Origin of the sequence: Streptomyces sp. CA-181903, from assembly GCF_050937075.1 — a bacterium.
Classification (GTDB): domain Bacteria; phylum Actinomycetota; class Actinomycetes; order Streptomycetales; family Streptomycetaceae; genus Streptomyces.
In genome coordinates this window covers 2848936-2873947 of the sequence record NZ_JBNJLY010000001.1, presented here as the reverse complement: position 1 = coordinate 2873947, position 25012 = coordinate 2848936, and the positions used below count along the sequence as shown (strand labels likewise).

26 protein-coding genes, 1 tRNA gene and 1 pseudogene are annotated in these 25012 nt (G+C 72.8%); 20 read left to right on the top strand and 8 right to left on the bottom strand.

Annotated elements, in window-relative coordinates:
- Positions 1-73: 73 nt before the first annotated feature.
- From ACQEVS_RS12900 to ACQEVS_RS12890, 3 genes are all read right to left on the bottom strand, one after another.
- Entirely contained in the window at positions 74-388 is a 315-nt protein-coding gene (locus tag ACQEVS_RS12900; protein WP_433019532.1) for a hypothetical protein, read from the bottom strand.
- 228 nt (positions 389-616) lie between these two features.
- Positions 617-688, bottom strand: a tRNA-Cys gene (locus ACQEVS_RS12895).
- A gap of 102 nt (positions 689-790) precedes the next feature.
- A complete protein-coding gene (locus ACQEVS_RS12890) occupies positions 791-1690 on the bottom strand; it encodes an alpha/beta fold hydrolase (protein ID WP_433019529.1) in 900 nt (299 codons plus the stop codon).
- Between the two features lie 88 nt (positions 1691-1778).
- Here ACQEVS_RS12890 and ACQEVS_RS12885 point away from each other — a divergent pair, with 88 nt between their 5' ends.
- From ACQEVS_RS12885 to ACQEVS_RS12845, 9 genes are all read left to right on the top strand, one after another.
- A complete protein-coding gene (locus ACQEVS_RS12885) occupies positions 1779-2684 on the top strand; it encodes a LysR family transcriptional regulator (RefSeq protein ID WP_004950592.1) in 906 nt (301 codons plus the stop codon).
- 121 nt (positions 2685-2805) lie between these two features.
- Positions 2806-3360 carry a cysteine dioxygenase family protein gene (locus ACQEVS_RS12880; protein WP_185944205.1) on the top strand — a complete coding sequence of 185 codons (555 nt, stop codon included), beginning with the start codon at positions 2806-2808 and terminating at the stop codon, positions 3358-3360.
- A 157-nt stretch (positions 3361-3517) separates the two neighbouring features.
- The gene (locus ACQEVS_RS12875; protein ID WP_433019524.1) at positions 3518-4591 is read left to right on the top strand and encodes a YeiH family protein; all 1074 of its coding nucleotides are present in this window, start codon (positions 3518-3520) and stop codon (positions 4589-4591) included.
- Between the two features lie 275 nt (positions 4592-4866).
- The gene (locus ACQEVS_RS12870) at positions 4867-6477 is read left to right on the top strand and encodes an MFS transporter (protein WP_433019521.1); all 1611 of its coding nucleotides are present in this window, start codon (positions 4867-4869) and stop codon (positions 6475-6477) included.
- Between the two features lie 17 nt (positions 6478-6494).
- On the top strand, positions 6495-6695 hold the full coding sequence (locus ACQEVS_RS12865) for a CopG family transcriptional regulator (protein ID WP_433019518.1): 201 nt from the start codon (positions 6495-6497) through the stop codon (positions 6693-6695).
- 14 nt (positions 6696-6709) lie between these two features.
- Positions 6710-7096, top strand: coding sequence for a type II toxin-antitoxin system death-on-curing family toxin (locus ACQEVS_RS12860; protein WP_433027508.1), 387 nt, complete (start codon positions 6710-6712; stop codon positions 7094-7096).
- A 210-nt stretch (positions 7097-7306) separates the two neighbouring features.
- Positions 7307-9094 (top strand): DEAD/DEAH box helicase, encoded by a 1788-nt coding sequence (locus tag ACQEVS_RS12855; protein ID WP_433019515.1) that lies wholly within the window; start codon positions 7307-7309, stop codon positions 9092-9094.
- 303 nt (positions 9095-9397) lie between these two features.
- Positions 9398-10039, top strand: coding sequence for an IclR family transcriptional regulator (locus tag ACQEVS_RS12850; protein ID WP_185944208.1), 642 nt, complete (start codon positions 9398-9400; stop codon positions 10037-10039).
- A 43-nt stretch (positions 10040-10082) separates the two neighbouring features.
- Complete coding sequence (locus tag ACQEVS_RS12845) at positions 10083-10901, top strand: hypothetical protein (RefSeq protein ID WP_433019512.1); 819 nt, start codon at positions 10083-10085, stop codon at positions 10899-10901.
- A 162-nt stretch (positions 10902-11063) separates the two neighbouring features.
- On the opposite strand, the gene ACQEVS_RS12840 is transcribed toward ACQEVS_RS12845, so the two are convergent.
- On the bottom strand, positions 11064-11531 hold the full coding sequence (locus ACQEVS_RS12840; RefSeq protein ID WP_351508617.1) for an Lrp/AsnC family transcriptional regulator: 468 nt from the start codon (positions 11529-11531) through the stop codon (positions 11064-11066).
- A 121-nt stretch (positions 11532-11652) separates the two neighbouring features.
- Between ACQEVS_RS12840 and hppD the strand changes: the two genes are divergently transcribed.
- Together hppD and ACQEVS_RS12830 are read left to right on the top strand one after the other, a co-directional pair.
- Positions 11653-12798 (top strand): 4-hydroxyphenylpyruvate dioxygenase, encoded by a 1146-nt coding sequence (gene hppD, locus ACQEVS_RS12835; RefSeq protein ID WP_433019508.1) that lies wholly within the window; start codon positions 11653-11655, stop codon positions 12796-12798.
- A gap of 150 nt (positions 12799-12948) precedes the next feature.
- On the top strand, positions 12949-14316 hold the full coding sequence (locus ACQEVS_RS12830) for an FAD-binding oxidoreductase (RefSeq protein ID WP_433019505.1): 1368 nt from the start codon (positions 12949-12951) through the stop codon (positions 14314-14316).
- 56 nt (positions 14317-14372) lie between these two features.
- Here ACQEVS_RS12830 and ACQEVS_RS12825 read toward each other — a convergent pair whose 3' ends face one another.
- Entirely contained in the window at positions 14373-14789 is a 417-nt protein-coding gene (locus ACQEVS_RS12825) for an SsgA family sporulation/cell division regulator (RefSeq protein WP_433019502.1), read from the bottom strand.
- Positions 14790-15061: 272 nt separating this feature from the next.
- Here ACQEVS_RS12825 and ACQEVS_RS12820 point away from each other — a divergent pair.
- The 3 genes and pseudogenes from ACQEVS_RS12820 to ACQEVS_RS12810 form a co-directional block, all read left to right on the top strand.
- Positions 15062-15313, top strand: a pseudogene (locus tag ACQEVS_RS12820) (DUF2510 domain-containing protein); the annotation flags it as partial.
- A gap of 1028 nt (positions 15314-16341) precedes the next feature.
- The gene (locus tag ACQEVS_RS12815) at positions 16342-17019 is read left to right on the top strand and encodes an RDD family protein (protein WP_433019499.1); all 678 of its coding nucleotides are present in this window, start codon (positions 16342-16344) and stop codon (positions 17017-17019) included.
- 73 nt (positions 17020-17092) lie between these two features.
- Positions 17093-17773, top strand: coding sequence for an RDD family protein (locus ACQEVS_RS12810; protein WP_433019496.1), 681 nt, complete (start codon positions 17093-17095; stop codon positions 17771-17773).
- Here ACQEVS_RS12810 and ACQEVS_RS12805 read toward each other — a convergent pair.
- The gene (locus ACQEVS_RS12805; protein ID WP_433019493.1) at positions 17759-18052 is read right to left on the bottom strand and encodes a hypothetical protein; all 294 of its coding nucleotides are present in this window, start codon (positions 18050-18052) and stop codon (positions 17759-17761) included. The two genes, ACQEVS_RS12810 and ACQEVS_RS12805, sit on opposite strands and share 15 nt — an antisense overlap.
- Positions 18053-18475: 423 nt before the next feature.
- On the opposite strand from ACQEVS_RS12805, the gene ACQEVS_RS12800 reads away from it, so the two are divergent.
- Entirely contained in the window at positions 18476-18805 is a 330-nt protein-coding gene (locus ACQEVS_RS12800; protein ID WP_040891683.1) for a hypothetical protein, read from the top strand.
- A gap of 19 nt (positions 18806-18824) precedes the next feature.
- Here the strand turns inward: ACQEVS_RS12800 and ACQEVS_RS12795 are convergent, their stop codons facing one another.
- Positions 18825-19412: an isochorismatase family protein gene (locus tag ACQEVS_RS12795; protein WP_433019490.1), complete on the bottom strand. Its 588-nt coding sequence runs from the start codon at positions 19410-19412 to the stop codon at positions 18825-18827.
- 278 nt (positions 19413-19690) lie between these two features.
- Positions 19691-21019, bottom strand: coding sequence for a nicotinate phosphoribosyltransferase (locus ACQEVS_RS12790; protein ID WP_433019487.1), 1329 nt, complete (start codon positions 21017-21019; stop codon positions 19691-19693).
- Positions 21020-21188: 169 nt separating this feature from the next.
- Between ACQEVS_RS12790 and clpS the strand changes: the two genes are divergently transcribed.
- From clpS to ACQEVS_RS12765, 5 genes are all read left to right on the top strand, one after another.
- Entirely contained in the window at positions 21189-21491 is a 303-nt protein-coding gene (gene clpS / locus ACQEVS_RS12785) for an ATP-dependent Clp protease adapter ClpS (RefSeq protein ID WP_004951066.1), read from the top strand.
- On the top strand, positions 21491-22099 hold the full coding sequence (locus ACQEVS_RS12780; protein ID WP_433019483.1) for a DUF2017 domain-containing protein: 609 nt from the start codon (positions 21491-21493) through the stop codon (positions 22097-22099). Before clpS ends, ACQEVS_RS12780 begins: the two co-directional genes overlap by 1 nt.
- A 399-nt stretch (positions 22100-22498) precedes the next feature.
- Positions 22499-23974: an amino acid permease gene (locus ACQEVS_RS12775; protein WP_433019480.1), complete on the top strand. Its 1476-nt coding sequence runs from the start codon at positions 22499-22501 to the stop codon at positions 23972-23974.
- Between the two features lie 157 nt (positions 23975-24131).
- The gene (locus ACQEVS_RS12770; RefSeq protein WP_433019477.1) at positions 24132-24554 is read left to right on the top strand and encodes a Mov34/MPN/PAD-1 family protein; all 423 of its coding nucleotides are present in this window, start codon (positions 24132-24134) and stop codon (positions 24552-24554) included.
- A 174-nt stretch (positions 24555-24728) separates the two neighbouring features.
- Positions 24729-25010 (top strand): MoaD/ThiS family protein, encoded by a 282-nt coding sequence (locus ACQEVS_RS12765; RefSeq protein WP_433019474.1) that lies wholly within the window; start codon positions 24729-24731, stop codon positions 25008-25010.
- The last annotated feature ends 2 nt before the right edge of the window (positions 25011-25012 follow it).

Below are 25012 nucleotides of genomic sequence, written 5' to 3'. Positions count from 1 at the left end.
CCGCGGCCGTTCACCGGTGGCCGGGCATGCCACGCCGGTGCCGCCCGCCCCCCGACGCGCCGCCCGGCACTCCTCATCCCACGATGCCGTCCACCACCACCCACGCCCCCATCAGCATCGCCACCGCCACCCCCCACGCGACCGGCGCTCCCTCCCGCCGCGAGACCAGGCCCCAGGTGCCCAGCAGGGCGGCGGTGGGGGCGGTGAGCAACGGGATCCAGCCGACGGCCTGTTGAGCGGCCGTGGTGCAGATGGTGCGGGTGTCGCCCTGGTCACAGCCGTCACTGGCCATGACCGAGAGCGGGAGGAACAGGAAGGTGAGCCCGGCGAAGATCCACAGTGCCGCCATGCCCACGGCCTTCAGGGCGATGTCGACCGCAGAGTTCACAGAACCCGCAGAGGCCATGGAACCCGCAGAGTCCACAAGGCCCCCAGAGCCCGCGGAACCCTGAGACCCCCCGGGCCCCTTAGACCCCCTGGTCAGTGCACGCGTCCCATCAGTTGAAGCCATGCCGTCACGCTAGGCGCGCCGCCCCGGGCCCGGCATCCGTACGCGTACCGACGTGACGCGCGGGGTGGCTGAGTATCGCTACTCAGCCACCCCGCGCGTCAGCGGAGGCCGTGACCGGATTCGAACCGGCGTAACTCGCTTTGCAGGCGAGCCCCTGAACCACTCGGGCACACGGCCGTGTCATCGTGCTCCGTCGTCGACGATAGGGAGGGTGCCGGCGGGCCACAACTGTCCTGCCGCATGCGCCACATGAGTGTCACGCGGCGTTCACAGTGGCCGTCACGGGGCGGCCAGGAAGTCCTCGACGAGCGGGCGGAACATCTCCGGCTCGTCCACCCACGGGTAGTGCCCCACTCCGTACAGCGTCCGCACCTCCGTGCGGGTGGCGGCGGGGAAGGAGGCGGCGACCGTCTCGCCGGCGCGGACGCCGGTGATGGCGTCGCGGTCGCCGGTGACGACCAGGAGCGGGAAGGCGGCCGAGCGGAGGTGGTCGAGGAGGGCGCGGCGGGCCGGCTCGTCCACGCCCTGCCAGAAGGCGATGCGGGGGACGGGGTGGAGCTGGCCGTCCTCCGTGGCGGCGTGTGCCTGTTGCGGGGCGTCCCAGCGGCCGTAGCCCATGGGGGCGGCGCGCCGGAGGAGGGTGCGGGCCTCGGTGAAGTCGCGGGTCTCGGCGAGGGAGTGGACGGCGACGTAGGCGTCCACCCACCAGTCCTCGGTGGCCCGCGACTCGAAGATCTCCTCGGCGTCCGTGGGCAGTTCGCCCTGGAGGCGGGCGCCGGGGGCGACGAGGACGAGGTGGCTGACCCGGTGCGGGTAGAGGGCGGCGTACGCCTGGGCGGTGGCGCAGCCGGCGTCGTGGGCGAGGAGGGCGAAGCGGTCGAGGCCGAGGTGGCCGCGGAGCGCCTCGACGTCCTCGGCGAGGGCCGGGAAGGCGTAGCCGCGGGGGTCGTCGGCGGGCGGGGAGTCGCCGGTGCCCCGGCTGTCGGGGACGACGAGGGTGTGCCGGGCGTCGAGGCCGCCGAGGTCGCCCAGGTAGGCGGCGTCCCGGCCGGGGCCGCCGGCGAGGCAGACGACCGGCGGGCCGGGGGTGTCGGCGGTGCGCGCTTCCAGCACTCGGTAGGCCAGTTCCGCCGCGTCGTACGAGACGTAGCGTGATGTGTGAGCTGCGTGAGGCGCCATAAGTCCACCATGCACCAAAGGTCCGTTGATCCAGAAGTCATTCAAGCCGGATCTGCCCGCTACCCCAAATTCCGCTTATGATTCCGGCGTGTTCGACTCCCGGCACATCAAGACGTTCCACGCGGTGGTCGCGGCCGGTTCGTACTCCGCCGCCGCGCGGGCCCTCGGCTACACCCAGCCCGCGATCACCCAGCAGATGAAGGCCCTGGAGCGGTCGGTCGGCACTCCGCTGTTCACCCGCGTGGGCCGCAGGATGCGGCTGACGGAGGCGGGGGAGGCGCTGGCGCGGCACGCCGAGACGATCCTGGACACCCTCACCGTGGCCCAGCAGCAGATGAGTTCGCTGACGCGGCTGCGGGCCGGGCGGGTGCGGGTCTGCGCGTTCCCCAGCGCGGGCGCCACCCTCGTCCCGGAGGCCCTCGCCCGGCTCGCCGCCGACCACCCCGGCGTCCGCGTCGAGCTGCTGGAGGGCGAGCCGCCCGACTCGCTCCGCCGGCTGGTGCGCGGGGAGTGCGACATCACCCTCGCCTTCACCTATCCCGGGCTGCACGACGAGGTCCCGGACGAGCTCGCGGAGATACCGCTGCTGGAGGACCAGCTGACCGTACTGCTCCCCGCCGGGCACCCGCTGGCCCGCCGCCGCGCCGTGGGCCTGGCCGACCTCGCCGACGAGCGGTGGATCGCCGGCTGCCTGCGCTGCCGCACCAACTTCCTGCACGAGTGCGCCGAGGTCGGCTTCGCTCCCGACATAGCCTTCACCACCGACGACAACCTGGTCGTGCAGTCCCTCGTCGCCGAGGGGCTGGGGGTGGCGATGATGCCGGGGCTCGTGCTGTCGTTCCTGCGCCACGACCGGATCACCGGCCGGGCGCTCGACCCCGCCTCCCGCCGCCGCGTCTCCGCGTACGTCCTCCGCGACCACCTGCGCGTCCCCGCCACCGCGCTGGTCCTCGACGAGCTCAAGGCCGCGGCGGCGCGGCGGGTGGGGTGCTGAGCGGGTCCCGTCCGAGGGCCGGGTGCGGGACGGCGCGCCCGCGCGATCCATAAGCGGGAGTTGGGCCCCGGCCAACAAACTGTCGTTGGACGTGATGGATCACGCCCTCGAACCTGCCCGTATGACCACTCCTACCGCAGCCCCGACGACCGCCCGCCTCCGCGGGCTCATCGACGACGTCCGGGAGGCAGTGGGCCGCGGCCTGCCGCCGGACACGACGGCCTACCTCGTCGGCGAGCGGCTCGCGGGCCACCTCGGCTCCGACGACCTGCTCACCCCCGAGCAGTGCGAGGGCGACCCCGAGCGCTACCGCCAGCACATCCTGCACGCGGAACCGGACGGCAGCTTCTCGCTCGTGGCCCTGGTCTGGCTGCCGGGGCAGCAGACCTCCGTCCACGACCACGTCTCGTGGTGCGTGACCGGCGTCCACCAGGGCGCCGAGAGCGAGCGCCGGTACCGGCTCGTCCCGGACGGCACGAGCTGCCGGCTGGTCGCCACCGAGGACGTCGTCAACGCCCAGGGCGACGTCTGCGGCTTCGCGCCCCCCGGGGACATCCACCGGGTGCGCAACGCCTGTTCGTCCACCGCGATCTCGATCCACGTCTACGGCGCGGACATCGCGCGGCTGGGCTCCAGCGTGCGGCGCGTCTACCACCTGCCGGCCGACGAGCTGTGATGCGGGAGCGGTGGAGAGCGGGCCGGATATACCAGGTGATCCGGCCATATAGGGTTTACCGGCCGTACGAGCCGGAACGGCAACAACAGCCGGAACGGGCACATCGGCCGGAACGGGCACATCAGCCGGAACAGGAACAGCAGGGGGAACAGCCGTCATGGCGTTGACCAACGCGCGGCCGGGCGGCGCCCGCGCCGGAACGGCCGCCGCGCCCCCCGGCAAGCTCCCCGGACTGGCCATGGCCGTCCTCGGCGTCGCCCTGGCCTGGACGGTCCACCGGCTCGTCCCCGCCGTCCCCATGCTCACCGCGGCCGTGGTGCTCGGCATCGCCGCCGCCCACCTGCCGGGCGTCAAGGCCCGGGTGCGGGGCGTCGGACGGCCGGGGCTGACGCTCGCCGGGAAGCGGCTGATGCGCGTGGGCGTCGTGCTCCTCGGGCTGAAGCTGAGCATCGGCGATGTGCTCGGGGTCGGCTGGGCGACGGTGGCGATGGTGCTCGTCGTCGTCACGGCCACCTTCTTCGGCACGCTCTGGCTCGGCCGCCGGCTCGGGCTGCGCGGCGACCAGCCGCTGCTGATCGCGACCGGCTACTCGATCTGCGGCGCCTCCGCGATCGGCGCGGTCAGCGAGGTCTCCGGCAGCGACGAGGAGGACGTCGCCACGTCCGTCGCCCTCGTCACGCTGTGCGGGACGCTCGCCATCGCCGTGCTGCCGCTGCTGCACCACCCGCTCGGGCTCGACGACACGCAGTTCGGACGCTGGGTCGGCGCGGGCGTGCACGACGTCGGCCAGGTGGTGGCGACCGCGCAGACGGCCGGTCCGACGGCGCTCGGCGAGGCCGTCCTGGTGAAGCTGATGCGTGTGGCGCTGCTGGCACCGCTGGTGGCGGCCGTCGCCGTGTCCGTGAGCCGGCGGCGCGCCCAGGCCCGGGCGGCGGCCGGCGGCACGGGGGTGCCCGCGGACCAGCAGAAGCGGCCCCCGCTCGTCCCCCTCTTCGTCCTCGGCTTCCTCACCATGGTCGCGGTGCGCAGCACCGGGCTCGTGCCGGACGGGGTGCTGGACGGCGCCCAGCACGTCCAGGAACTGCTCCTCGCCGCCGCCCTGTTCGGGCTCGGCAGCGCGGTGCACCTGCCCTCGCTGGTGCGGACCGGGGGGCGGGTCGCGGCGCTGGGGCTGTGCTCGTGGGTGGTCATCGCGGGGGTGTCCTACGCGGGTGTGCTGCTCACGGCGTGACCATCCTCGGATGACGGCGTGACGGCGTGACGGCGTGACGGCGTGACGGCGTGACGGCGTGAGGGCGTGACGGCGTGACGGCGTAGCGGAGTGGCGGCGTAGCGGAGTGGCGGCATGACGTCGTGGCGGAGTAGCGGTGTGACGGGGGCGAGGACGGGGCCGGGGGCCCGGGGTTCAGGGGGGCCGCGTGACTCCGGAGGTAGGGCGAAGGGATGAGGCCGAAACGGTTCCGGAGCCAGAGGCGGTCCGAACGGCCCCTCCCTACGCTGCCTCGCATGAGCACCGCCGACTCCATACCCCCGCCGCCGGACCCCGCCGCCGTCCCCCCGACCCCCGCCGCGTCTCCTGCCGCGTCTCCTGCCGCGTCCCCCGCCGCGTCCCCCGCCGCGTCCCCCGCCGCGTCCCCCGCCGCGTCCCCCGCCGCGGCTCCGCCGGACGACGAAGGCGGTGTGCTCGGCCGCCGCTACCGCGGGCTCACCTTCGGCATCATCTCCGTGATCTCGCTCATCGCCTTCGAGGCCAGCGCGGTCAGTACGGCCATGCCGATCGCCGCCCGCGCGCTCGACGGCATCGGCCTCTACGCCTTCGCGTTCTCCGCCTACTTCACGGCGAGCCTGTTCTCCATGGCGCTGTCGGGGGAGTGGAGCGACCGTTCCGGCCCGCTCGGGCCGCTGTTCACCGGCATCGCCGCGTTCGGCACCGGGCTGGTCCTCGCGGGCTGTTCGCAGGACATGTGGATGTTCGTGGGATCCCGCTTCGTGCAGGGGCTGGGCGGCGGCATGGTGCTCGTCTCGCTGTACGTGGTCGTGGGCCGCGCCTACCCCGAGCGGCTGCGGGCGAAGATCCTCGCCGCGTTCTCGGCGGCCTGGGTGGTCCCGGTCCTGGTCGGGCCGGTGGTCGCGGGGTCGGTCGCCGAGCGGCTGAGCTGGCGCTGGGTCTTCCTGGCGATCCCGGTCCTGGTCCTGCTGCCGCTGCTGATCATGCTGCCGGCCCTGCGGAAGCTGCCGCGGACCGACCGCGGCGGGAGCGTGGACCGGCGGCGCGTCCTGCTCGCGCTGGCCGTCGCCGGCGGCGCCGGACTGCTCCAGTACGCCGGGCAGGACCGCACCTGGCTCGCCCTGGTCCCGGCCGTCGTCGGGCTCGCGCTGCTCGCGCCGTCGATCGTCAGGCTGGTGCCGAAGGGCACGTTCCGGGCCGCGCGCGGGCTGCCGTCCGTGGTACTGCTGCGCGGCGTCGCGGCCGGCGCCTTCCTGGGCGCGGAGAGCTTCATCCCGCTGATGCTGGTCAGCGAGCGCGGCCTGTCCGCCACGGCCGCCGGCCTCTCCCTGACCGGCGGGGGCCTCGCCTGGGCCCTCGGCTCGTTCACCCAGAGCCGCTCGGGCGCGGAGCGGCACCGGGACCGGCTGATGGGCCTGGGCATGGTGCTCGTCGCCGTGTCCGTCGCGCTGGTGCCGCTGGTGCTGGTCGACGGGGTGCCGGTCTGGCTGGTGGCCGTCGCGTGGATCATCGGCGGTTACGGCATCGGCCTGACGATCTCCAGCAGCGGCATCCTCGTCCTCTCCCTGTCCCGGCCCGGCGAGGAGGGGATCAACTCGGCCGCCCTCCAGCTCTCCGACGCCCTCGGGAACATCGTCCTCGTCGGTGCGGGCGGCGTCCTCTTCGGCGCCTTCGGCGGCGCGACCGTGGCCACGGACGGCGACGCGGCCGACACGGCGGCCCCGCCCGCCGCCTTCGTCTCCGTCTACGTGACGCTGGCGGCGGTGGCCCTGGCCGGCGCCTGGATCACGACCCGGCTGCGGCCGGCGGCGGAGGGAACGGCCGTCCGCGGAAACGGCGGACCGGCGAGCGGCGTCGAGTCGAAAACCGGTACTGCCGCCGCCCGTTGACGCCCTAATGTTCGAACATGTCCCTGAACCTCCGCCTCGACGACGACCGTACGGCGGCGCTGCGCGAGCGCGCCCGCAGCGAAGGCATCACTCCGCGGGCCGCCGCCCTGCGCGCGGTGGACGAGTACCTGTCCGCGACCGGCCGCCGGGCCCGCGTCCGGCGGACCGCCGGGCGGCAGGCGGAGGTCTGGCGCGAGCTCCTGGACCGGCTCAAATGACGACCATGACGACCATGGCGACGGACTACCTGACCCCGGACGACGCCCTCGTCGTGGCCGGCTGCGCCTGCGCCGGCGACACGGAGGTCGTCGTCCGGGACGCCGGAGGGCTGGCGTCCGCCCTGCACCGGCCGGCGGCGGAGATGTACGGGCACGAGGTGCACCCGGAGCTGATCGGCAAGGCCGCGTCGCTGCTCCAGGGCCTGGCGGTCAACCACCCGCTGGTCGACGGGAACAAGCGCACCGCCTGGCTGGCCTGCGTCACGTTCCTGGCCCTGCACGGAGTGGAGCTCCGGCCGGACGTCGACGCCGCCGAGCGGCTCGTCCTCGACGTGACGACGGGCCGGGTGCGGGACGTGGCGGAAGTCTCACGGCGGCTCGGGGAGCTGCTCGCGGGCTGACGGGCGGGGGCCTGCCGCCCGCGCCCGCCAGGGCTTGTCCGAAATGATCCGGAACCGGCCGGAACCGGTCGAGACCGGCCGGGACCGGCCGGGACCGGCCGGGACCGTCTAGGTGCCCGCGCACGAGGACGGTCCCCGGCCGGTCCCCGGTAGGCTGACGCGGTTGTCGTTTACCGATTTCTCAAGGCCCCGATCCAGCCGACGGAGACCGTGACTACCACCACAGCCAACCACCATCTCTCGCCCGCCTTCCCCGGCCGGGCCCCTTGGGGTACCGCGAACAAGCTGCGCGCCTGGCAGGAGGGCGCGATGGGGAAGTACATCCAGGAGCAGCCGCGCGACTTCCTCGCCGTCGCCACCCCCGGCGCCGGCAAGACCACCTTCGCGCTCACCCTCGCGTCCTGGCTGCTGCACCACCACGTCGTCCAGCAGGTGACCGTCGTCGCACCGACCGAGCACCTGAAGAAGCAGTGGGCGGAGGCCGCCGCCCGCATAGGCATCAAGCTCGACCCGGAGTACAGCGCGGGCCCGCTGGGCCGCGAGTACCACGGCGTCGCCGTGACGTACGCGGGTGTCGGCGTACGCCCGATGCTGCACCGCAACCGCTGCGAACAGCGCAAGACGCTCGTCATCCTCGACGAGATCCACCACGCCGGCGACTCCAAGTCCTGGGGCGAGGCGTGCCTTGAGGCGTTCGAGCCGGCCACCCGCCGGCTCGCCCTCACCGGCACGCCGTTCCGCTCCGACACCAACCCGATCCCGTTCGTCACCTACGAGGAGGGCAACGACGGAATCCGGCGGTCCGCCGCCGACTACACCTACGGCTACGGCAACGCCCTCAACGACGGCGTCGTCCGCCCGGTGATCTTCCTCTCCTACAGCGGCAACATGCGCTGGCGCACCAAGGCCGGCGACGAGCTGGAGGCCCGGCTCGGCGAGCCGATGACCAAGGACGCGATCAGCCAGGCGTGGCGCACCGCGCTCGACCCGCGCGGCGACTGGATGCCCAACGTGCTGCGCGCCGCGGACCGGCGGCTGACCGAGGTCCGCAAGAGCATCCCGGACGCGGGCGCCCTCGTCATCGCCTCCGACCAGGACTCGGCCCGCGCCTACGCCAAGCTCCTCCGCGAGATCACCGGCGAGGGCCCGACGGTCGTCCTCTCCGACGACTCGGGGGCGTCGCAGCGCATCGACGACTTCTCGGCGGGCGACTCCCGCTGGATGGTCGCCGTCCGCATGGTGTCCGAGGGCGTGGACGTGCCCCGGCTCGCGGTCGGCGTCTACGCGACGACGATCTCGACGCCGCTGTTCTTCGCGCAGGCGGTCGGCCGCTTCGTGCGGTCGCGGCGGCGCGGCGAGACGGCATCGGTCTTCCTGCCGACCATCCCCATGCTGCTCGGCTTCGCCAACGAGATGGAGGTGGAGCGCGACCACGTCCTCGACAAGCCCAAGAAGGAGGGCGAGGAGGACCCCTACGCCGAGTCCGAGAAGGAGATGGCGGAGGCGGAGAAGCAGCAGGACGAGGACACGGGCGAGCAGGACGTGCTGCCGTTCGAGGCCCTGGAGTCGGACGCGGTCTTCGACCGGGTGCTGTACAACAGCGCCGAGTTCGGCATGCAGGCCCACCCCGGCAGCGAGGAGGAGCAGGACTACCTCGGCATTCCCGGGCTGCTGGAGCCGGAGCAGGTGCAACTGCTGCTGCAGAAGCGGCAGGCGCGGCAGATCGCGCACAGCAGGCGGAAGCCCGACGAGGAGGCCGACCTGCTGGAGATGCCGGCCGAGCGCCGGCCCGTGGTCACGCACAAGGAGCTGCTGGAGCTCCGCAAGCGGCTGAACTCCCTGGTCGGCGCCTACGCGCACCAGAGCGGCAAGCCGCATGGCGTGATCCACACCGAGCTGCGCCGCACCTGCGGCGGCCCGCCGAGCGCCGAGGCCACGGCCGGGCAGCTGAACGAGCGCATCAAGAAGGTGCGCGAGTGGGCCACGCGCATGAAGTGACGTGAGCGGCTCTCGCAGTCCGGGTGCCCCGTGGTGAAACGATTCGTTGATCGTCCGTTTCTCAAATACTCTGCGGGGCGCCCGGATTGTGGGCAGACTCTTCCGGAGAGCGGACCGGCTCGCTACCGTGCCGGTCACGTACACGCCCCGTGGCAGCGCCGCCGCGGAGCGCGGCCGGTGGTATGCGTCAAGGAACGTATGCGTCAAGCGACCCGGCGGCCTCTCCTCGCGCGCTGCCGGACGGGACCGGAAGCGCAACCCCACCGCGATGGGAGCCCGCCTTTCATCGGAGGAGGGGGCGTCGTGACCGCGGAGACTTCGCAGACGCTCGACAGAGGACTGCGTGTCCTGAAACTGCTCGCCGAGACCGATCACGGGTTGACCGTCACCGAGCTGGCCAGCCGGCTCGGCGTCAACCGCACGGTCGTCTACCGGCTGCTCGCCACGCTGGAGCAGCACGAACTCGTCCGCCGGGACATCGGTGGCCGGGCCCGCGTCGGGCTCGGCGTCCTACGACTCGGACGCCAGGTCCACCCACTGGTCAGGGAGGCCGCGCTGCCCGCGCTGCGGGCGCTCGCCGAGGACGTCGGGGCGACGGCCCACCTCACGCTCGTCGACGGCGCGGAGGCGCTGGCCGTCGCCGTCGTCGAGCCGACCTGGACCGACTACCACGTCGCCTACCGCGCCGGGTTCCGCCACCCCCTGGACCGCGGCGCGGCCGGCCGGGCGATACTCGCCGCCCGCGCGGGCGAGGTCGACAACCCCGGGTACGCGCTCACCCACGGCGAACTGGAGACGGGCGCCAGCGGCGCCGCCGCCCCCCTGCTCGGGGTGAGCGGCATCGAGGGCAGCGTCGGCGTCGTCATGCTCACCGACGCCGTACCGCACCGGGTCGGGCCGCGGGTCATGGAGGCGGCGAAGGAGGTGGCCGACGCGCTCCGGTGAGGGCGCGGCCTCCGGTGGTGCGGCGGTGAACTAGATTCGCGGTATGCCACTTTCGTCTCCGTCCGCGTGGTCTCCGTCCGCGTGGTCCCGCCGCACCCGGACCCTCGCCGTCTGCGCCGTGCCCGTCCTGGCGCTGCTCGTGACCGCCGCGTTCGCGCCGCTGCCGTTCACGATCGCGAGACCCGGCTGGACGGTGGACGTCCTCGGCGCCCACCAGGGCAAGCCGGTGATCACGGTCGGCGGCGCGGAAGCCCGGCGGACCAGCGGCCAGCTCCGCATGGTCTCGATCATCGCGACCGGGCCGGACGCGGAGGTCACGCTGCCCGAGGTCGCGTCGGACTGGTTCCGCACGGACCGGACGGTGATGCCGCACGACTCCGTGTTCCCGCCCGGGAAGTCGGACAAGGAGACGGAGGAGCGGAACGTCGAGGAGATGAAGAAGTCGCAGGACTCGGCTGTGCGGGCCGCCCTGCGGCACCTTCACCGGTCGCCTTCCGACGTGAAGGTCAGTCTGAGCCTGGGCGACATCGGAGGGCCCAGCGCGGGGCTGATGTTCACGCTCGGGATCATCGACAAGCTCGACGGGGACGGGCGGGGTGGTGACCTCACCGGGGGGCGGACGATCGCGGGGACCGGGACGATCGATCCTGACGGGACGGTCGGGCCGGTGGGGGGCGTGGGGCTGAAGGTGCAGGCTGCGGGGCGGGATGGGGCTGGGGTGTTTCTTGTGCCCAAGGCGCAGTGCGCGGAGGCTTCGGCGGGGGCGCCTGCTGGCTTGCGCCTCGTTCCGGTACGGAAGCTTGGGGATGCGGTGGAGTCGTTGCGGGCGTTGGAGTCGGGGGGCTCGGTGCCTCGTTGCTGACGCGGTGGGGTTGCCCCTGACCCGCCCTTTCACCGTTTCTTGCGGGGGCTCTGCCCCCGCACCCCCGAAGCGCGCTGCGCGGTTTCGGGGGTCCGGGGGGCTTGCCCCCGGGAATCGGCGAAGGTGGGGGCACCCCCTCTGGGGGAGGGTCCGGGGCACACCTCACCCCCCGGCAGCCTGCCGCACGAGCGGAATGATCCGCAGCGGCACCGCGTCCTCCATCACGATCGCCGTGGAGGCCCGCACGATGCCCTCGATCCCCACCACCTTGTCGATCACCCGCTGCAAATCCGCGTTCGACCGCGCGACGAGCCGGCACAGCATGTCGCCGTGCCCGGTGATGGTGTGCAGTTCCAGGACCTCCGGCACCCCGGCCAGGTGGGACCGGACGTCCGGGCCCTCCCCTTGCTTGATCTCCAGCGTCGCGAACGCCGTCACGGGGTAGCCGAGCGCGGCCGGGTCGACGTCGGGGCCGAAGCCGCGGATGACGCCCTGGGAGAGCAGCCGGTCCAGGCGGGCCTGGACCGTGCCGCGGGCCACGCCGAGGCGCCGGGACGCCTCCAGGACGCCGATGCGCGGTTCCTGTGCCAGCAGCTCGATCAGCCTGCCGTCCAAACGATCGATCGCCACAGCCGACCCCTCGTGGTCACCATGTACAGAACGTCCGGCGGTTCCGGGCGTCTACTGTGCAGATTGCCCAGCGAAAACTGAAACTATTGCGCACCTTGTGGATCGGCGAGACGCTGCGCGTATGACGCAGACCACAGAACACGCCTTTGACACCGCTCGGCAGGCCGACCCCTTCCCGGTCAAGGGGATGGACGCGGTGGTCTTCGCCGTCGGGAACGCCAAGCAGGCCGCGCACTACTACGCGTCGGCCTTCGGCATGAAGCTGGTCGCCTACTCCGGGCCGGAGAACGGCAGCCGGGAGACGGCGAGTTACGTCCTGGAGTCGGGCGGTGCCCGGTTCGTGTTCACCACCGTCATCAAGGCGGCCACCGACCGCGGCCGCTTCCTGGCGGAGCACGTCGCCGAGCACGGCGACGGCGTCGTGGACCTGGCGATCGAGGTGCCGGACGCCCGCGCCGCCTACGCCTACGCGGTCGAGCACGGCGCGCGGGGCCTGGACGAGCCGTACGAGCTGAAGGACGAGCACGGGACCGTCGTCCTCGCCGCCATCGCCACCTACGGCAAGACCCGCCACACCCTGGTGGACCGCTCCGGCTACAGCGGCCCGTACCTGCCCGGTTTCGTCGCCGCCACCCCGGTCGTGGCGCCGCCCGCCAAGCGGAACTTCCAGGCCATCGACCACTGCGTCGGCAACGTCGAACTCGGCCGGATGGATGAGTGGGTGGAGTTCTACCACCGGGTCATGGGCTTCACGAACATGAAGGAGTTCGTCGGCGACGACATCGCCACCGAGTACTCCGCGCTGATGTCCAAGGTCGTCGCGGACGGCACCCGGAAGGTGAAGTTCCCGCTCAACGAGCCCGCGATCGCCAAGAAGAAGTCGCAGATCGACGAGTACCTGGAGTTCTACGGCGGCCCCGGCCTCCAGCACATCGCCCTGGCCACCAACGACATCGTCACCACCGTGCGGCAGATGAAGGCGGCCGGCGTCGAGTTCCTGGACACCCCGGACAGCTACTACGACACCCTCGGCGAGTGGGCCGGCGAGACCCGGGTGCCCGTCGAGACGCTGCGCGAGCTGAAGATCCTGGTGGACCGCGACGAGGACGGCTACCTGCTGCAGATCTTCACCAAGCCGGTCCAGGACCGCCCGACCGTCTTCTTCGAGATGATCGAGCGCCACGGCTCCATGGGCTTCGGCAAGGGCAACTTCAAGGCCCTCTTCGAGGCCATCGAGCGCGAGCAGGAGAAGCGCGGCAACCTCTGAGCCGGGCCCCCGATCCACTGCGGGCACACCCCCCACCCGGCGCGGTCCCGCCCTTCCCGGCGGGGCCGCGCCGTGCCGCGCGACCGGCCGCCACGCGACCGGCCGCCGCGCGATCTTCCCCGGCCCGCCGGGTGGTGGGAGGGTGAACGCATGGGTGATCTGATCAGTCTCCTGCGCGAAGGGCTGCCCGAGAGCGCGGTCCTCACCGACCCCGACGTCACCGCCTCCTACGCCAACGACATGGCGAGCTTCTGCCCGGCCGGCGCCCCCGTCGCCGTCGTCCTGCCCCGTACGGTCGAGCAGGTGCGGCACGTGATGCGCACGGCGACCGCGCTCCGCGTCCCCGTCGTGCCGCAGGGCGCCCGCACCGGCCTGTCGGGCGCGGCGAACGCCGTGGACGGCTGTGTGGTGCTGTCGCTGGTCAAGATGGACCGGATCCTGGAGATCGACCCGGTCGAGCGCATCGCCGTCGTCGAACCGGGCGTCGTCAACGCCGTGCTCTCCCGGGCGGTCCTGGAGCACGGGCTGTACTACCCGCCGGACCCTTCCAGCTGGGAGCAGTGCACCATCGGCGGCAACATCGGCACCGCGTCCGGCGGTCTCTGCTGCGTCAAGTACGGCGTGACCGCCGAGTACGTGCTCGGCCTGGACGTCGTCCTCGCCGACGGCCGGCTGCTCACCACCGGCCGCCGCACCGCCAAGGGCGTCGCCGGCTACGACCTGACCCGGCTGTTCGTCGGTTCCGAGGGCAGCCTCGGCATCGTCGTCCGGGCCGTCCTCGCGCTCCGTCCGGCACCGCCCGCGCAGCTCGCGCTGGCCGCCGAGTTCCCGTCCACCGCCACGGCCTGCGAGGCGGTCCGCCGGATCATGGCGCGCGGGCACGCGCCGTCGCTGCTGGAGCTGATGGACCGCACCACCGTCCGCGCCGTCAACTCCCTGACGGGCATGGGGCTTCCGGAGTCCACGGAAGCCCTGCTCCTCGCCGCCTTCGACACCCCCGACCCCGGCCCCGACCTCGCCGCCGTCGCCGAGGTGTGCACCGCCGCGGGGGCCACCGAGGTCGTCCCCGCCGACGACCCGGCCGAGTCCGAACTCCTGCTCCACGCCCGGCGCGTCGCGCTGCCCGCCCTGGAGGCGCTGAGTCCGGCCACCATGATCGACGACGTGTGCGTACCGCGCGGCCGCCTCGCCGCCTTCGTCGACGCCACCAGCGCCATCGCCGAGCGGCACGGCCTCACCATCGGCGTCTGCGCCCACGCCGGCGACGGCAACACCCACCCCGTCGTCTGCTTCGACCCCGCCGACGAGGACGAGGCACGCCGCGCCAGGGAGTCGTTCGACGAGATCATGGCGCTCGGCCTGGAGCTCGGCGGCACGATCACCGGGGAGCATGGAGTGGGGCTGCTGAAGAAGGAGTGGCTGGCGCGGGAGGCCGGGCCGGTGGCGATGGAGATGCAGCGGGGGATCAAGGCGGTGTTCGATCCGCTGGGGATCCTCAACCCGGGCAAGGTGTTCTGAGGCCGATCCGCCCCGGGGCCACGGGGGCCGGGCCCGTCCCCCGTGGCCCGCTCCTCTCAGGCCCCTTGCGCCAGCAACTCCCGCAGCCCCTCGTCCAGTCCGAGCCGTTCCCGCTCCGCACCCAGCGGCACCAGCCGCAGGGTGCCGGCCAGCCAGCCCGCCACCTCCTCGGCCGGCGCCTGGAGCAGCGCCTCCCCGTCCGGCGAGGTCAGTCCGACGCACACCACCGACCGTCCCCCGCTCCGCGCCGGCCACACCCGGACGTCACCCGTACCGCTGGCCCGCCGCAGTCCCTCCGTCAACAGCTCGCGCCCGAACGTCCAGTTGACCGGCTCGTCCGACGTCACATGGAAGGAGATCCGCACGGCGTACGGATCCTCCGCCCGGTAGTGCAGCCGCGCCGGCACCGGAACGCGGTGCCCCGGCGACAGCACCAGGTCGATCTCCAGGTCTCGCTCCACCACGGAATACATGAAGTGCGCCCTCTCGCTCCGTTCCAGTGCCCGGTGCGCGGTCTTTCGCGAACCGGGTCCGCACAGAACAGAGCGGACCGGCCCCGGGTCATGACGCGACTTCGCACCGCCTCCTCGCCTGCTCGCGCGTCTCACCCTCCACACCACCCGCGTGCGGCATCGCGTGGTGTCCCCGGTCGCACGTGTGAGTGGTTCCGTCGGCAACGCATCCCACGGAGGAATGCCGTCTGGTAGACCTGTTGGCCGCGCCCCGGGTTGTCTTTTGCGCATAGATGTCACAGGGAAACGCGTCCGCAGTCGCGAGCACAGGCACCGGAGCGGTACACAGGACACCACGCCAGTGCGGCAGACTGCCTGACATCCCAGCACGGCCGAACAGATACGGGACACCGGAGACCATGAGCGCACCCATCCCGGGATCCGCCGGCAGCAGCCCCGGCGCCGGCTTCTACCCGGACCCGTCCATCCCCGGCTACATCCGTTACTGGAGCGGCACCGCCTGGGTCCCCGGGACGAGCCGGCCCGCGCCCGCCGAGGGCGAGCCGCTGCCGGCACCGCCGCCCGGTCTGCCCGTGCCGCCGCCGGCCGTTCCGCGGGTCCCGACGCCGCCCGCGCGGCAGGGGCCGGGGCCGTCCACGCCGCGGCGGACCGGCGCCGCCTCGTCGAACGAGACGGGGCCGGTGTTCCTGGACGAGGAGCCGGTGGCGGGAGCCGTCGATGGCGTCCGTGACGTCCGTGACCCCTGGGACGCCGGGAGCGGCCGGGCGGACGGGCGCGCCGGCGGGAGCGGTTACGGGGACGGGTACGAGCGGGGGTACGGCGCCGGGGCGGCCTCGGTGGCCCCGGTGGCCTCGTCGCCCGGAGTGGCCGAGGTGCCCGGAGTGCTCGGGGCGCACGGTGGATGGGGCGGGGACGCGTCCGTACCGGAGCGATCCGTTCCGGACGGCCGCGACCCGCGGCTGCCGGACGCCGCCGGGCCGCAGGGCGGTCAGGGGACCGTCGATCTCGGCGGTCGGCCCGCCCCGGCGGCGGCGCCGGGCGGAGAGCAGCGGCGGCGGCCGGGCGGCGGGGAGGCATGGCACGGGGAGCCGGACCCGACGCCCCGGCCGGTGACGGCGCGGCCGCTTCCGCAGCAGGCACAGGAGCCGGTGCGGGGACGGTCCGAGGCTCCGGCAGGGCGGCAGGGGCAGGGGCAGGTACAGGGGCAAGGTCAGGGGCAGGGGCAGGGCGTTCCGGGACAGGCACAGGCGCAGGCGCAGGGCGTTCCGGGGCAGTCGCCCTACGGCGGCTGGGCGCCGCAGGAGCAGCCTCAGCGCCCCCAGCAGCCTCACCAGCACTCGAACCAGAATCGGCACCAGGACCAGTACCAGCAGCAGCCCCAACCCCAACCCCAGCCGCAGTCTCAAGCTCAACCCGCCCCCAGCACCGAGCACAACCGCACCAGCCACACCAGGCCCAGCCGCCGCAGCAGGCCGCCCACCAGGCGCCCCCGCAGCGACAGCCGCAGCCGCAGTCACCACCGCAGCCGCAGCCGCAGGCCCAGTCCCTGCCCGTGCAGCAGTCGGCCGCCGCCCCGCACCCGGTGTCCGCGCGGCAGCCGGCTCCCGTCGCCCCGCAGCCCGCGCCCACCCCCCAGCCGGCCTCCGCCGCGCAGCCCCTCCCCGCCCAGCAGCAGGCCGCGGCCCCCGCGCCGTGGAAGCCGCCGGCGGAGAACCCGTTCCTGCTCGCCGCCCGGCAGGAGGGCCGTCCGGCGGGGCTCGGGCGGCGCCTCGCGGCCCGGCTGATCGACACGGTCGTGCTCGGCGGCGCCGTCGCCGCCGTCGCCGTGCCGCTCTGGGCCAAGGCCGTGAGCCACATCGACGAGAAGGTGAACCGGGCCAAGCGCTCGGGCGAGACCGTCACCGTCTGGCTGCTCGACGGCACCACCGGCACGTACCTCGCGGTCGTCCTCGCCGCCCTGCTGCTCGGCGGCGTGCTCTACGAGGTGCTGCCGACCGCCACCTGGGGCCGCACGCCGGGCAAGAAGCTGTGTGGGGTGCGCGTGCTGGGCATCGAGTCGCACGACACCCCGTCGTTCGCCGCCGCGCTGCGCCGCTGGCTGGTGTACAGCCTGCTGGGCGTGGTGGCCGTCGGGGTGGTCAACGCGATGTGGTGCCTGTTCGACCGCCCCTGGCGGCAGTGCTGGCACGACAAGGCGGCCCGCACCTTCGTCGCGTCGGGCCGCGGCTGACCGCCGGGCCGGGGGCAACTCGAACGGCATACGGTCGGATGCGGCGGCCCGCCCTCCGGGGTGTACTCGGGCCATGAGCACGGACCAGCCGCAGGACAACGACCCGTTCGGCAAGAAGCCGCCGGAGGACCTTCCGCCGTACGGGGGAGCGCCCGGCGGCGGCCCGCCCGCCGGCGGTCCCCACGGGGGCGGCCAGTACGGGCCCGGCCCCGGCCCCGGCGGCCCCTACGGCGCCGGGGGGCCGCCTCCGCACGGCGGTCCGGGCAACCCCTACGGGGACGGGTTCGGTGCGGCGGACCCGCTGGCCGGGATGCCGCCGCTCGCGAGCCGCTTCAAACGGCTGCTCGCCCGGATCATCGACTTCCTGATCGTCTTCGTCCCGGTCAGCCTGATCTACTCGGCGTTCGTCTGGGACCACTGGGACCCGTCCCAGGACAACACCAAGAACACCGGCCTCAGTGTCCTCGTGGCGATCGTCTACTTCCTCTACGAGGGCCTGATGCTGACGGCCCGTGGGCAGACGGTCGGCAAGATGGCGATGGGCATCCGCGTCGCGATGCTGGAGAACGGCGCCGTGCCCCGGAACGCGCCGGGCTGGATCCGCGCCGCCGTCTACTGCCTGCCGTGGATCGTGCCCTGCTGTGGACCGCTGTTCTGGCTGGTCAACGTCCTCTGGTGCGCGTGGGACAAGCCGTATCAGCAGTGCGTCCACGACAAGGCGGCCAAGACCGTGGTGGTCTCAGCCGTGCAGTGAGTGCTCGCTCACCCGATCACCCAGCCGTCCGCCCACGCGCGGGCCCGCCGGACGCGCCCCGGCGGGCCGGCGCACGGGGGGTTCCACCGCCTCCGCCCGTGGGCTCCGGCGCGCGCCGGGCACCAGCGCGGCCACGAGCAGGCCGAGTGCCAGCGCGCCCAGGGCGACGACGGCGACCCCGACGCCCGAACTCGTCCGCGACAGCAGCAGCATGAGGAGGGTCGAGAGAACAACGGTGGCCGAGCCGTAAACGATCTGTGCTGACGTCGGACGCGGCATGACGGAATCCGTCCTCGGGGGGCATGGTGGGGTGCAGAGCCGACAGGTACGTACCGCAAAAAGACTCTACGGTCCTGTCTGCCCTAGGGGAACGGCCGGTAAGCACGCCCTTGCCCACCGTCCCGAGGCGTGAGAGGCGCGGGGAGCGGCCCGCCCGCCCGGGTGGTGGACCGGATGCGCCCGCGTACCCGCCCGCGGCAGGCGCCCCCGCTACTGACAGCCGCCTCCCGGACGGCCGGAGGAGGCGTCGGGCGGCGGTCGTCCCCGAGCCACAAGATCATCCAAAAGCTCGATGAATCCCCAGGTCAGAGGCGTTTTTCCGGATTTCCCTGGCGGGTCGCCGTCGATCGGGGTTGGATGCGGTGGTGACGGTCCCTTGTTGACACGGGGGCCGACTCGGAGGCTCCACGGAGGGTGATGCGGATGGCCGGCGGCGGATTCGTCAAGCTCCCGGACGGCAGTGTGGTCGTCGCCCTCTCCCTGCCCAGCCCGCCCGGCGGCGAGGCGCGGCCGGGGTCGCGGGTACGGGTGCTGGTGCACGCCGCGAACCGGCAACGGGCGCTCACCCGGGTACGGAATCTCGGCCTCCGGGCGGTCTTCCTCCGCGGGAACAGCGAACCGCCGAGCCCGGACGAGGTGAGCGCCGCGCTGCACCACCCGGACGGGCTGGTGTGGCGGTCGGCGCCGGAGGACGAGACGGAGTGGTGGCATCCGATAGCGCGGCTGCTCCGCCGCCCGGCGGGAGCCGCCTGACACCCCCTGGGGTGGCCCGTCAGCCCACCACGGGCTTGCCCATCAGCTCCACGCCCGCCCCGCGCAGCTCCTCCAGCGCGGCGTCGACGGTCTCCCGGGCCACGCCCGCCGTCAGGTCCAGCAGGACGGTGGTGCGGAACCCCTGCCGGCGGGCGTCCAGCGCGGTCGCCCGGACGCAGTGGTCGGTGGCGATGCCGACCACGTCGACCTCCGCCACATCGCGGGCGTGCAGCCAGTCGGCGAGGCCGGTCCCGTTCTCGTCCGCGCCCTGGAAGGCGCTGTAGCCGGCCGCGTAGGCGCCCTTGTCGAACACCGCGCCGATCGCGCCCGAGGCGATGGCGGGCGCCAGGTTCGGGTGGAACCCGCTGCCCTCGGTGCCGGCCACGCAGTGGACGGGCCACGAGTCGACGTAGTCCGGGTGCTCCGAGAAGTGGTCGCCGGGGTCGATGTGCATGTCGCGCGAGGCGACGATGTGGGCGTAACCGGCGGTGGCCTCGCCCACCAGGTCGGTTATCGCCGCCGCCACGTCGGCGCCGCCGGCCACCGCGAGGGCGCCGCCCTCGCAGAAGTCGTTCTGCACGTCGACGATGATCAGTGCACGGTTCATGGCGCTTGATCCTTTACGGAAGGGCCCTCGGCCGACGGTGCGGACGGTGATGACAGTGGTGAAGGTGCGGACGGTGACGGCGAAGCCGCCGCCGCGGACGCCGCCACGGAATCGGCCGCTCCGCCACGGCGCGCCGCGGCCGGGGCCGCGGCGGCGGCGACGCTGTTCGACTCTCTGTGACCGAGGGTAGTGAGTCCCCTGGGACGGGGGAGGGGCACAGGGGGCGGTCGGAGGTACGCCGACGGTGCGTCGGCGACGGCCCGGCCCCCGGGGACCGGTCAGAGGTACTCCGTGGGCAGCACCGGCTCGCCCTTCGACAGCTGCGTGGCGGACAGCGGCAGCGCGCCGCGGGCCGCGGTGTGCCGGTCCCGGGCCGCGTCCAGCGGTTCCCGGGCGACGACCTCGCCGCCCCGGACGAGCTCGACGAGCAACTGCCGCCCCGCGAGCTCCTCCGGCACCGGCCCGGTGCCCACGACCTCGGCCTCCGCGACGCCGTCCGCGTCCGTGCGCCGGGCGGCCCACTTGCGTCCGCCCATGGACATCTTGCCGCCCATCGACTTCTTGGCGACCGGCCGCAGCGGGGCGCCCGGTTCCGCCGTGTCCGCGCGGGCGACCAGCTTGTAGACCATCGAGCAGGTGGGGTGCCCGCTCCCGGTCACCAGCTGGGTGCCGACGCCGTAGGCGTCCACGGGGGCGGCGGCCAGCGAGGCGATGGCGTACTCGTCCAGGTCGCTGGTCACGACGATCTTCGTCTTGTGGGCGCCCAGGTCGTCGAGCTGCTGGCGCACCCGGTGGGCGAGCAGCAGCAGGTCGCCGGAGTCGATGCGGACGGCGCCGAGCTCAGGACCGGCGATCTCGACGGCCATCCGGACCGCCTCCGTCACGTCGTAGGTGTCGACGAGCAGGGTGGTGCCGCCGCCCAGCGAGTCGACCTGGGCGCGGAAGGCGTCGCGCTCGCTGTCGTGCAGCAGGGTGAAGGCGTGCGCGCTGGTGCCGACGGTCGGGATGTTGTAGCGGAAGCCGGCGGCGAGGTCGGAGGTGGTGGCGAAGCCGCCCACGTAGGCCGCGCGGGCCGCGGCGACGGCGGCCAGTTCGTGGGTGCGCCGGGCACCCATCTCGATCAGCGGCCGGCCGCCGGCCGCGACGGCCATCCGGGAGGCCGCGGCGGCGACCGCGGAGTCGTGGTTGAGGATCGAGAGGATCACCGTCTCCAGCAGCACGCATTCGGCGAAGGTGCCCTCCACCCGCATGATCGGCGAGCCGGGGAAGTACACCTCGCCCTCGGGGTAGCCGAAGATGTCGCCGCGGAAGCGGTAGCCGGACAACCAGTCCAGGGTGGGCGCGTCGACGATGCCGCGGTCGGCGAGGAACTCCAGGACGCCGGGGTCGAAGCGGAAGTTCTCGACGGCGTCCAGGACCCGGCCGGTGCCCGCGACCACGCCGTACCGGCGGCCCTCGGGCAGCCGCCGGCTGAAGACCTCGAACACCGAGCGCCGACCGGCCGTCCCGGCGCGCAGCGCGGCCTGCACCATCGTGAGTTCGTACCGGTCGGTGAAGAGCGCCGTCGACGGCACAGCCACCGGCAGCCCCAGGTCCGCAGCGTTCACTTGGTCCTACCTCGCATTCCCGTTCTGGCGTCGACCGGATGCTACCGCGAATACTCGTCAGAGTGACGATTTCGGGGGGCCGTTTGTGCGTCGGGGGCCGCGAAGTGGCAGCATGGGAAGTGCGTATGGACCGCCGTGTCCCGACGGAGAAGCGAGGCGTGGAGCGGGCGTGAGTGTGGCACCTGTCGAGATCGAACGTCCGGAGACGGGCGAATCCCCCTTCGCCGTGGCCGAACCCGACGTCCCCTGGGTCACCCTCGTCCACAACGACCCCGTGAACCTCATGAGCTATGTGACCTACGTCTTCCAGGCGTACTTCGGTTACTCCAAGGACAAGGCCCGCAAACTGATGCTCGACGTCCACCACAAGGGCCGCGCCACGGTCTCCAGCGGATCGCGCGAGGAGATGGAGCGCGACGTGCAGGCGATGCACGGCTACGGCCTGTGGGCGACCCTCTCCCAGGACCGCTGATGGCCGGGCACTTCGAGCCGCTGCCCGGCGGCGGGGCAGCCATCGCCCTGGACGAGATCGAGGTCTCCATCCTCCGCAACCTCACCGTGCAGCTCCTGGAGCTGATCGGCCCCGACGCCGGGCCCGCGGGCGCGGAGGACGACGATCCGCTGGCCCGCCTCTTCGCCGAGGGCCCCAGCGAGCCGCCCGCCGATCCGGCGCTGGCCCGCCTCTTCCCGGACGCCTACGGCACGCCCGGCGCCGAGCAGGACGAGCAGGCCCGCGCGTACGCCGCCGAGTTCCGCCGCTACACCGAGAACGACCTGCGCGCCCGCAAGCGCGACGACGGCCTCGCGGTCGTCCGCTCGCTCGACGGGCTCCCGACGGCGGACGGGCCCGGGGGCGGCGCGGCGGTGCTCCGGCTCTCCCCGGAGGGCTCCCGGCAGTGGCTGGGCACGCTCAACGACCTCCGGCTGACCATCGCCGCCCGGCTGGACATCACCGACGAGGACGAGAGCGACGCCCTCTTCCGGCTGCCGGACGACGACCCCCGCAAGCCGATGGTGATGGCCTACCTGTGGCTGGGCGGACTCCAGGAGACGCTGATCGAGACGCTGGGCCCGCGCTAGCCGGCGCCCGCTCTCGTTCCGGCCCGGTCCGGCTCATTCCGGCGCGTTCCCGTTCTTTCCGGACCGGCTCTTTCCCGTCCGGCCCTTTTCGGTCTTTCCGGACGATCTCCGTCCGCTTTTCGGGTAACGGTGTCCGCATAACGATCGCATCACCGCGGTGGCGGTGAACGCCCATCTTTACGGGGTTTGCCCCACTCTGCCTGTGGCTTGGCGCACATTCGAACTGGCGATCTACGTATTACCCGTGATAAATCTTCACGACCTGCATCCACCGACGCCATCCATGTCGTGGAGCGGGAGCGCTATGGCCGACCGACCGTCGGCTCGTGCAGGACTCCATCCGGGGGATCGGAACCCGATCCGGACGATCCGGATCGGTATGGAGAAAGGCGTTCCACCATGACCTCTGAGCAGGTCGCGGACCGCGTCGCAGGCGAGGCCGGCGAGCGGGACGGAAGCGGCGAAGCTTCCGAGGGTTACCAGCGGGGGCTGGGCAACCGACAGATCCAGATGATCGCCATTGGTGGCGCCATCGGCACCGGGCTCTTCCTCGGCGCCGGCACGGCCATATCCAAGGCCGGACCGAGTCTCATCCTCGCGTACGCGGTGGCGGGACTCGTCATCTTCTTCATCATGCGGGCGCTCGGCGAGCTCCTCATGTACCGCCCGGTCTCGGGCTCGTTCTCGGACTACGCCCGTGAGTTCCTCGGGCCGTTCTGGGGCTATGTGACTGGCTGGACCTACTGGCTGTTCTGGGTGGTCACCGGCATCACCGAGGTGACCGCGGCGGCCAAGTACGTCCAGTACTGGGACAAGTCGATCCCGCAGTGGGCCTCGGCGCTGGTCTTCACGGCCGTCCTCTACCTCGTCAACCTGATCTCCGTGAAGCTCTTCGGCGAGCTGGAGTTCTGGTTCTCCATGGTCAAGGTCACCGCCATCATCGGCATGATCCTGATCGGCATCGGCGTCATCACCCTCGGGTTCTCCGACGCCGGTGACACCGCGTCCTTCTCGCAGCTCTGGTCCCACGGCGGGTTCTTCCCCAAGGGCATCGGCGGCACGCTGATGACGCTGCAGATCGTCATGTTCGCCTTCCTCGCCGTCGAGCTCGTCGGCGTCACCGCGGGCGAGGCGACCGACCCCAAGAAGACGCTGCCCAAGGCCATCAACACCGTGCCGTGGCGCATCGCCGTCTTCTACCTGGGCGCGCTCATCATCATCCTGTCCGTGGTCAGCTGGACCGTCTTCGAGCCGGGCGTCAGCCCGTTCGTCGAGGCGTTCGCCAAGATCGGCCTGCCGGCCGGTGCCGGAATCGTCAACTTCGTGGTCCTCACCGCGGCGCTGTCCTCCTGCAACTCCGGCATGTACTCCACCGGCCGCATGCTGCGCGACCTGTCCCTCAACGGCCAGGGCCCGAAGTTCTTCGCCGCCCTGACCAAGCGCGGCCTGCCGCTGCGCGGCACCACGGTCTCCGCCGCGTGCATGCTCGTCGGCGTGTGGATCAACTACCAGTGGCCGGGCAAGGCGTTCGAGTACGTCGTCTCCTTCGCCACCATCTCCGGTATGTGGGCCTGGATCATGATCCTGCTGGCCCAGCTCCGCTACCGCCGCAAGGCCGACCGCGGCGAGCTGCCGCAGTCGGAGTTCAAGGCCCCCGGAGCGCCCTGGACCAGCCTCTTCGCCCTCGCCTTCATCGGCATGGTGATCGTGCTGATGGGCATCGACAAGGACGCGCGGATCTCGCTGTACTGCGCGCCCGTCTGGGCCGGGCTCATGGTCGTGTCGTACTTCGTGCTCAAGGCCCGCAACCCGCAGGCGTTCGAGCGCAAGGATTACTCGGCCGCGGCCCGGGAAAGCGTCGACCAGGCCGCCTGACGCCGGCATCACGCCGGGCCATCGGGCCCGCCCCGCACCCTCCCCCCGGTGCGCGGCGGGCCCGTCGCGTTTCCGGGGCCGGGCCGAAGGCGGTGCGGCGAGTGGTGTCCGTCACGGCCCCGCGGGGCCCCGCGCGCCCCGACCTATGCTGGCCCGCATGCTGACCATCACCCAGGCCCTGTACGACCGGATCGTCGAGCACGCCCGCGCCGACCACCCCGACGAGGCGTGCGGTGTGGTCGCCGGACCGGCCGGCGGCGACCGCCCCGAGCGGTTCGTCCCGATGCTCAACGCCGCCCGCTCGCCCACGTTCTACGAGTTCGACTCCACCGATCTGCTCAAGCTGTACCGCGAGATGGACGACCGCGACGAGGAGCCGGTGGTCATCTACCACTCGCACACCGCCACCGAGGCGTACCCGTCCCGCACGGACGTCTCGTACGCCAACGAACCGGGCGCCCACTACGTGCTGGTCTCCACGGCGGACACGGACGGCTCCGGCCCCTTCCAGTTCCGCTCGTTCCGCATCGTGGACGGTGGGATCACCGAGGAAGAGGTCCGGATCGTGGCGGCGTACTGAGCGTCCCACCAGGCGGGAACGGCCGTCCCGCCCACCGGGACGGCCATGGGGGAGCGGGGCGGGGAATCGATAGCATGCGCCCACGGTTGTCCCGGGAGAACACCCGTTCCGTCCCCGCGTCCCAGCCGTTCCGCCCGCCTCCCCGCACCCACGCACTCGACGAGGAGCACCACCATGGCCATCGAGGTACGCATCCCGACCATCCTCCGCACCTACACCGACGGCGAGAAGGCCGTCGAGGGCGCCGGGGCCACGCTCGACGACCTCTTCAAGGACCTGGACGCCCGCCACCCGGGCATCCGCGAGCGGCTGGTGGACGAGGGCGGCGCGCTGCGCCGGTTCGTCAACGTCTACCTGAACGACGAGGACGTCCGCTTCCTGGCCGGCCCGGGCACCGAACTCGCCGACGGCGACAGCGTCACGATCCTCCCGGCCGTCGCGGGCGGGGCCCGCTAGGC

What these genes read in the sequence shown, in the direction of transcription:
- ACQEVS_RS12810 (WP_433019496.1), top strand. Translation starts at nt 17,093, where the DNA reads ATGAGCACGGACCAGCCGCAGGACAACGACCCGTTCGGCAAGAAGCCG.
- ACQEVS_RS12890 (WP_433019529.1), bottom strand. Translation starts at nt 1,690, where the DNA reads ATGGCGCCTCACGCAGCTCACACATCACGCTACGTCTCGTACGACGCG.
- ACQEVS_RS12780 (WP_433019483.1), top strand. Translation starts at nt 21,491, where the DNA reads ATGGCCGGGCACTTCGAGCCGCTGCCCGGCGGCGGGGCAGCCATCGCC.
- ACQEVS_RS12880 (WP_185944205.1), top strand. Translation starts at nt 2,806, where the DNA reads ATGACCACTCCTACCGCAGCCCCGACGACCGCCCGCCTCCGCGGGCTC.
- ACQEVS_RS12875 (WP_433019524.1), top strand. Translation starts at nt 3,518, where the DNA reads ATGGCGTTGACCAACGCGCGGCCGGGCGGCGCCCGCGCCGGAACGGCC.
- ACQEVS_RS12870 (WP_433019521.1), top strand. Translation starts at nt 4,867, where the DNA reads ATGAGCACCGCCGACTCCATACCCCCGCCGCCGGACCCCGCCGCCGTC.
- hppD (WP_433019508.1), top strand. Translation starts at nt 11,653, where the DNA reads ATGACGCAGACCACAGAACACGCCTTTGACACCGCTCGGCAGGCCGAC.
- ACQEVS_RS12865 (WP_433019518.1), top strand. Translation starts at nt 6,495, where the DNA reads ATGTCCCTGAACCTCCGCCTCGACGACGACCGTACGGCGGCGCTGCGC.
- ACQEVS_RS12795 (WP_433019490.1), bottom strand. Translation starts at nt 19,412, where the DNA reads ATGAACCGTGCACTGATCATCGTCGACGTGCAGAACGACTTCTGCGAG.
- ACQEVS_RS12765 (WP_433019474.1), top strand. Translation starts at nt 24,729, where the DNA reads ATGGCCATCGAGGTACGCATCCCGACCATCCTCCGCACCTACACCGAC.
- ACQEVS_RS12805 (WP_433019493.1), bottom strand. Translation starts at nt 18,052, where the DNA reads ATGCCGCGTCCGACGTCAGCACAGATCGTTTACGGCTCGGCCACCGTT.
- ACQEVS_RS12825 (WP_433019502.1), bottom strand. Translation starts at nt 14,789, where the DNA reads ATGTATTCCGTGGTGGAGCGAGACCTGGAGATCGACCTGGTGCTGTCG.
- ACQEVS_RS12830 (WP_433019505.1), top strand. Translation starts at nt 12,949, where the DNA reads ATGGGTGATCTGATCAGTCTCCTGCGCGAAGGGCTGCCCGAGAGCGCG.
- ACQEVS_RS12860 (WP_433027508.1), top strand. Translation starts at nt 6,710, where the DNA reads ATGGCGACGGACTACCTGACCCCGGACGACGCCCTCGTCGTGGCCGGC.
- ACQEVS_RS12845 (WP_433019512.1), top strand. Translation starts at nt 10,083, where the DNA reads ATGCCACTTTCGTCTCCGTCCGCGTGGTCTCCGTCCGCGTGGTCCCGC.
- ACQEVS_RS12800 (WP_040891683.1), top strand. Translation starts at nt 18,476, where the DNA reads ATGGCCGGCGGCGGATTCGTCAAGCTCCCGGACGGCAGTGTGGTCGTC.
- ACQEVS_RS12770 (WP_433019477.1), top strand. Translation starts at nt 24,132, where the DNA reads ATGCTGACCATCACCCAGGCCCTGTACGACCGGATCGTCGAGCACGCC.
- ACQEVS_RS12775 (WP_433019480.1), top strand. Translation starts at nt 22,499, where the DNA reads ATGACCTCTGAGCAGGTCGCGGACCGCGTCGCAGGCGAGGCCGGCGAG.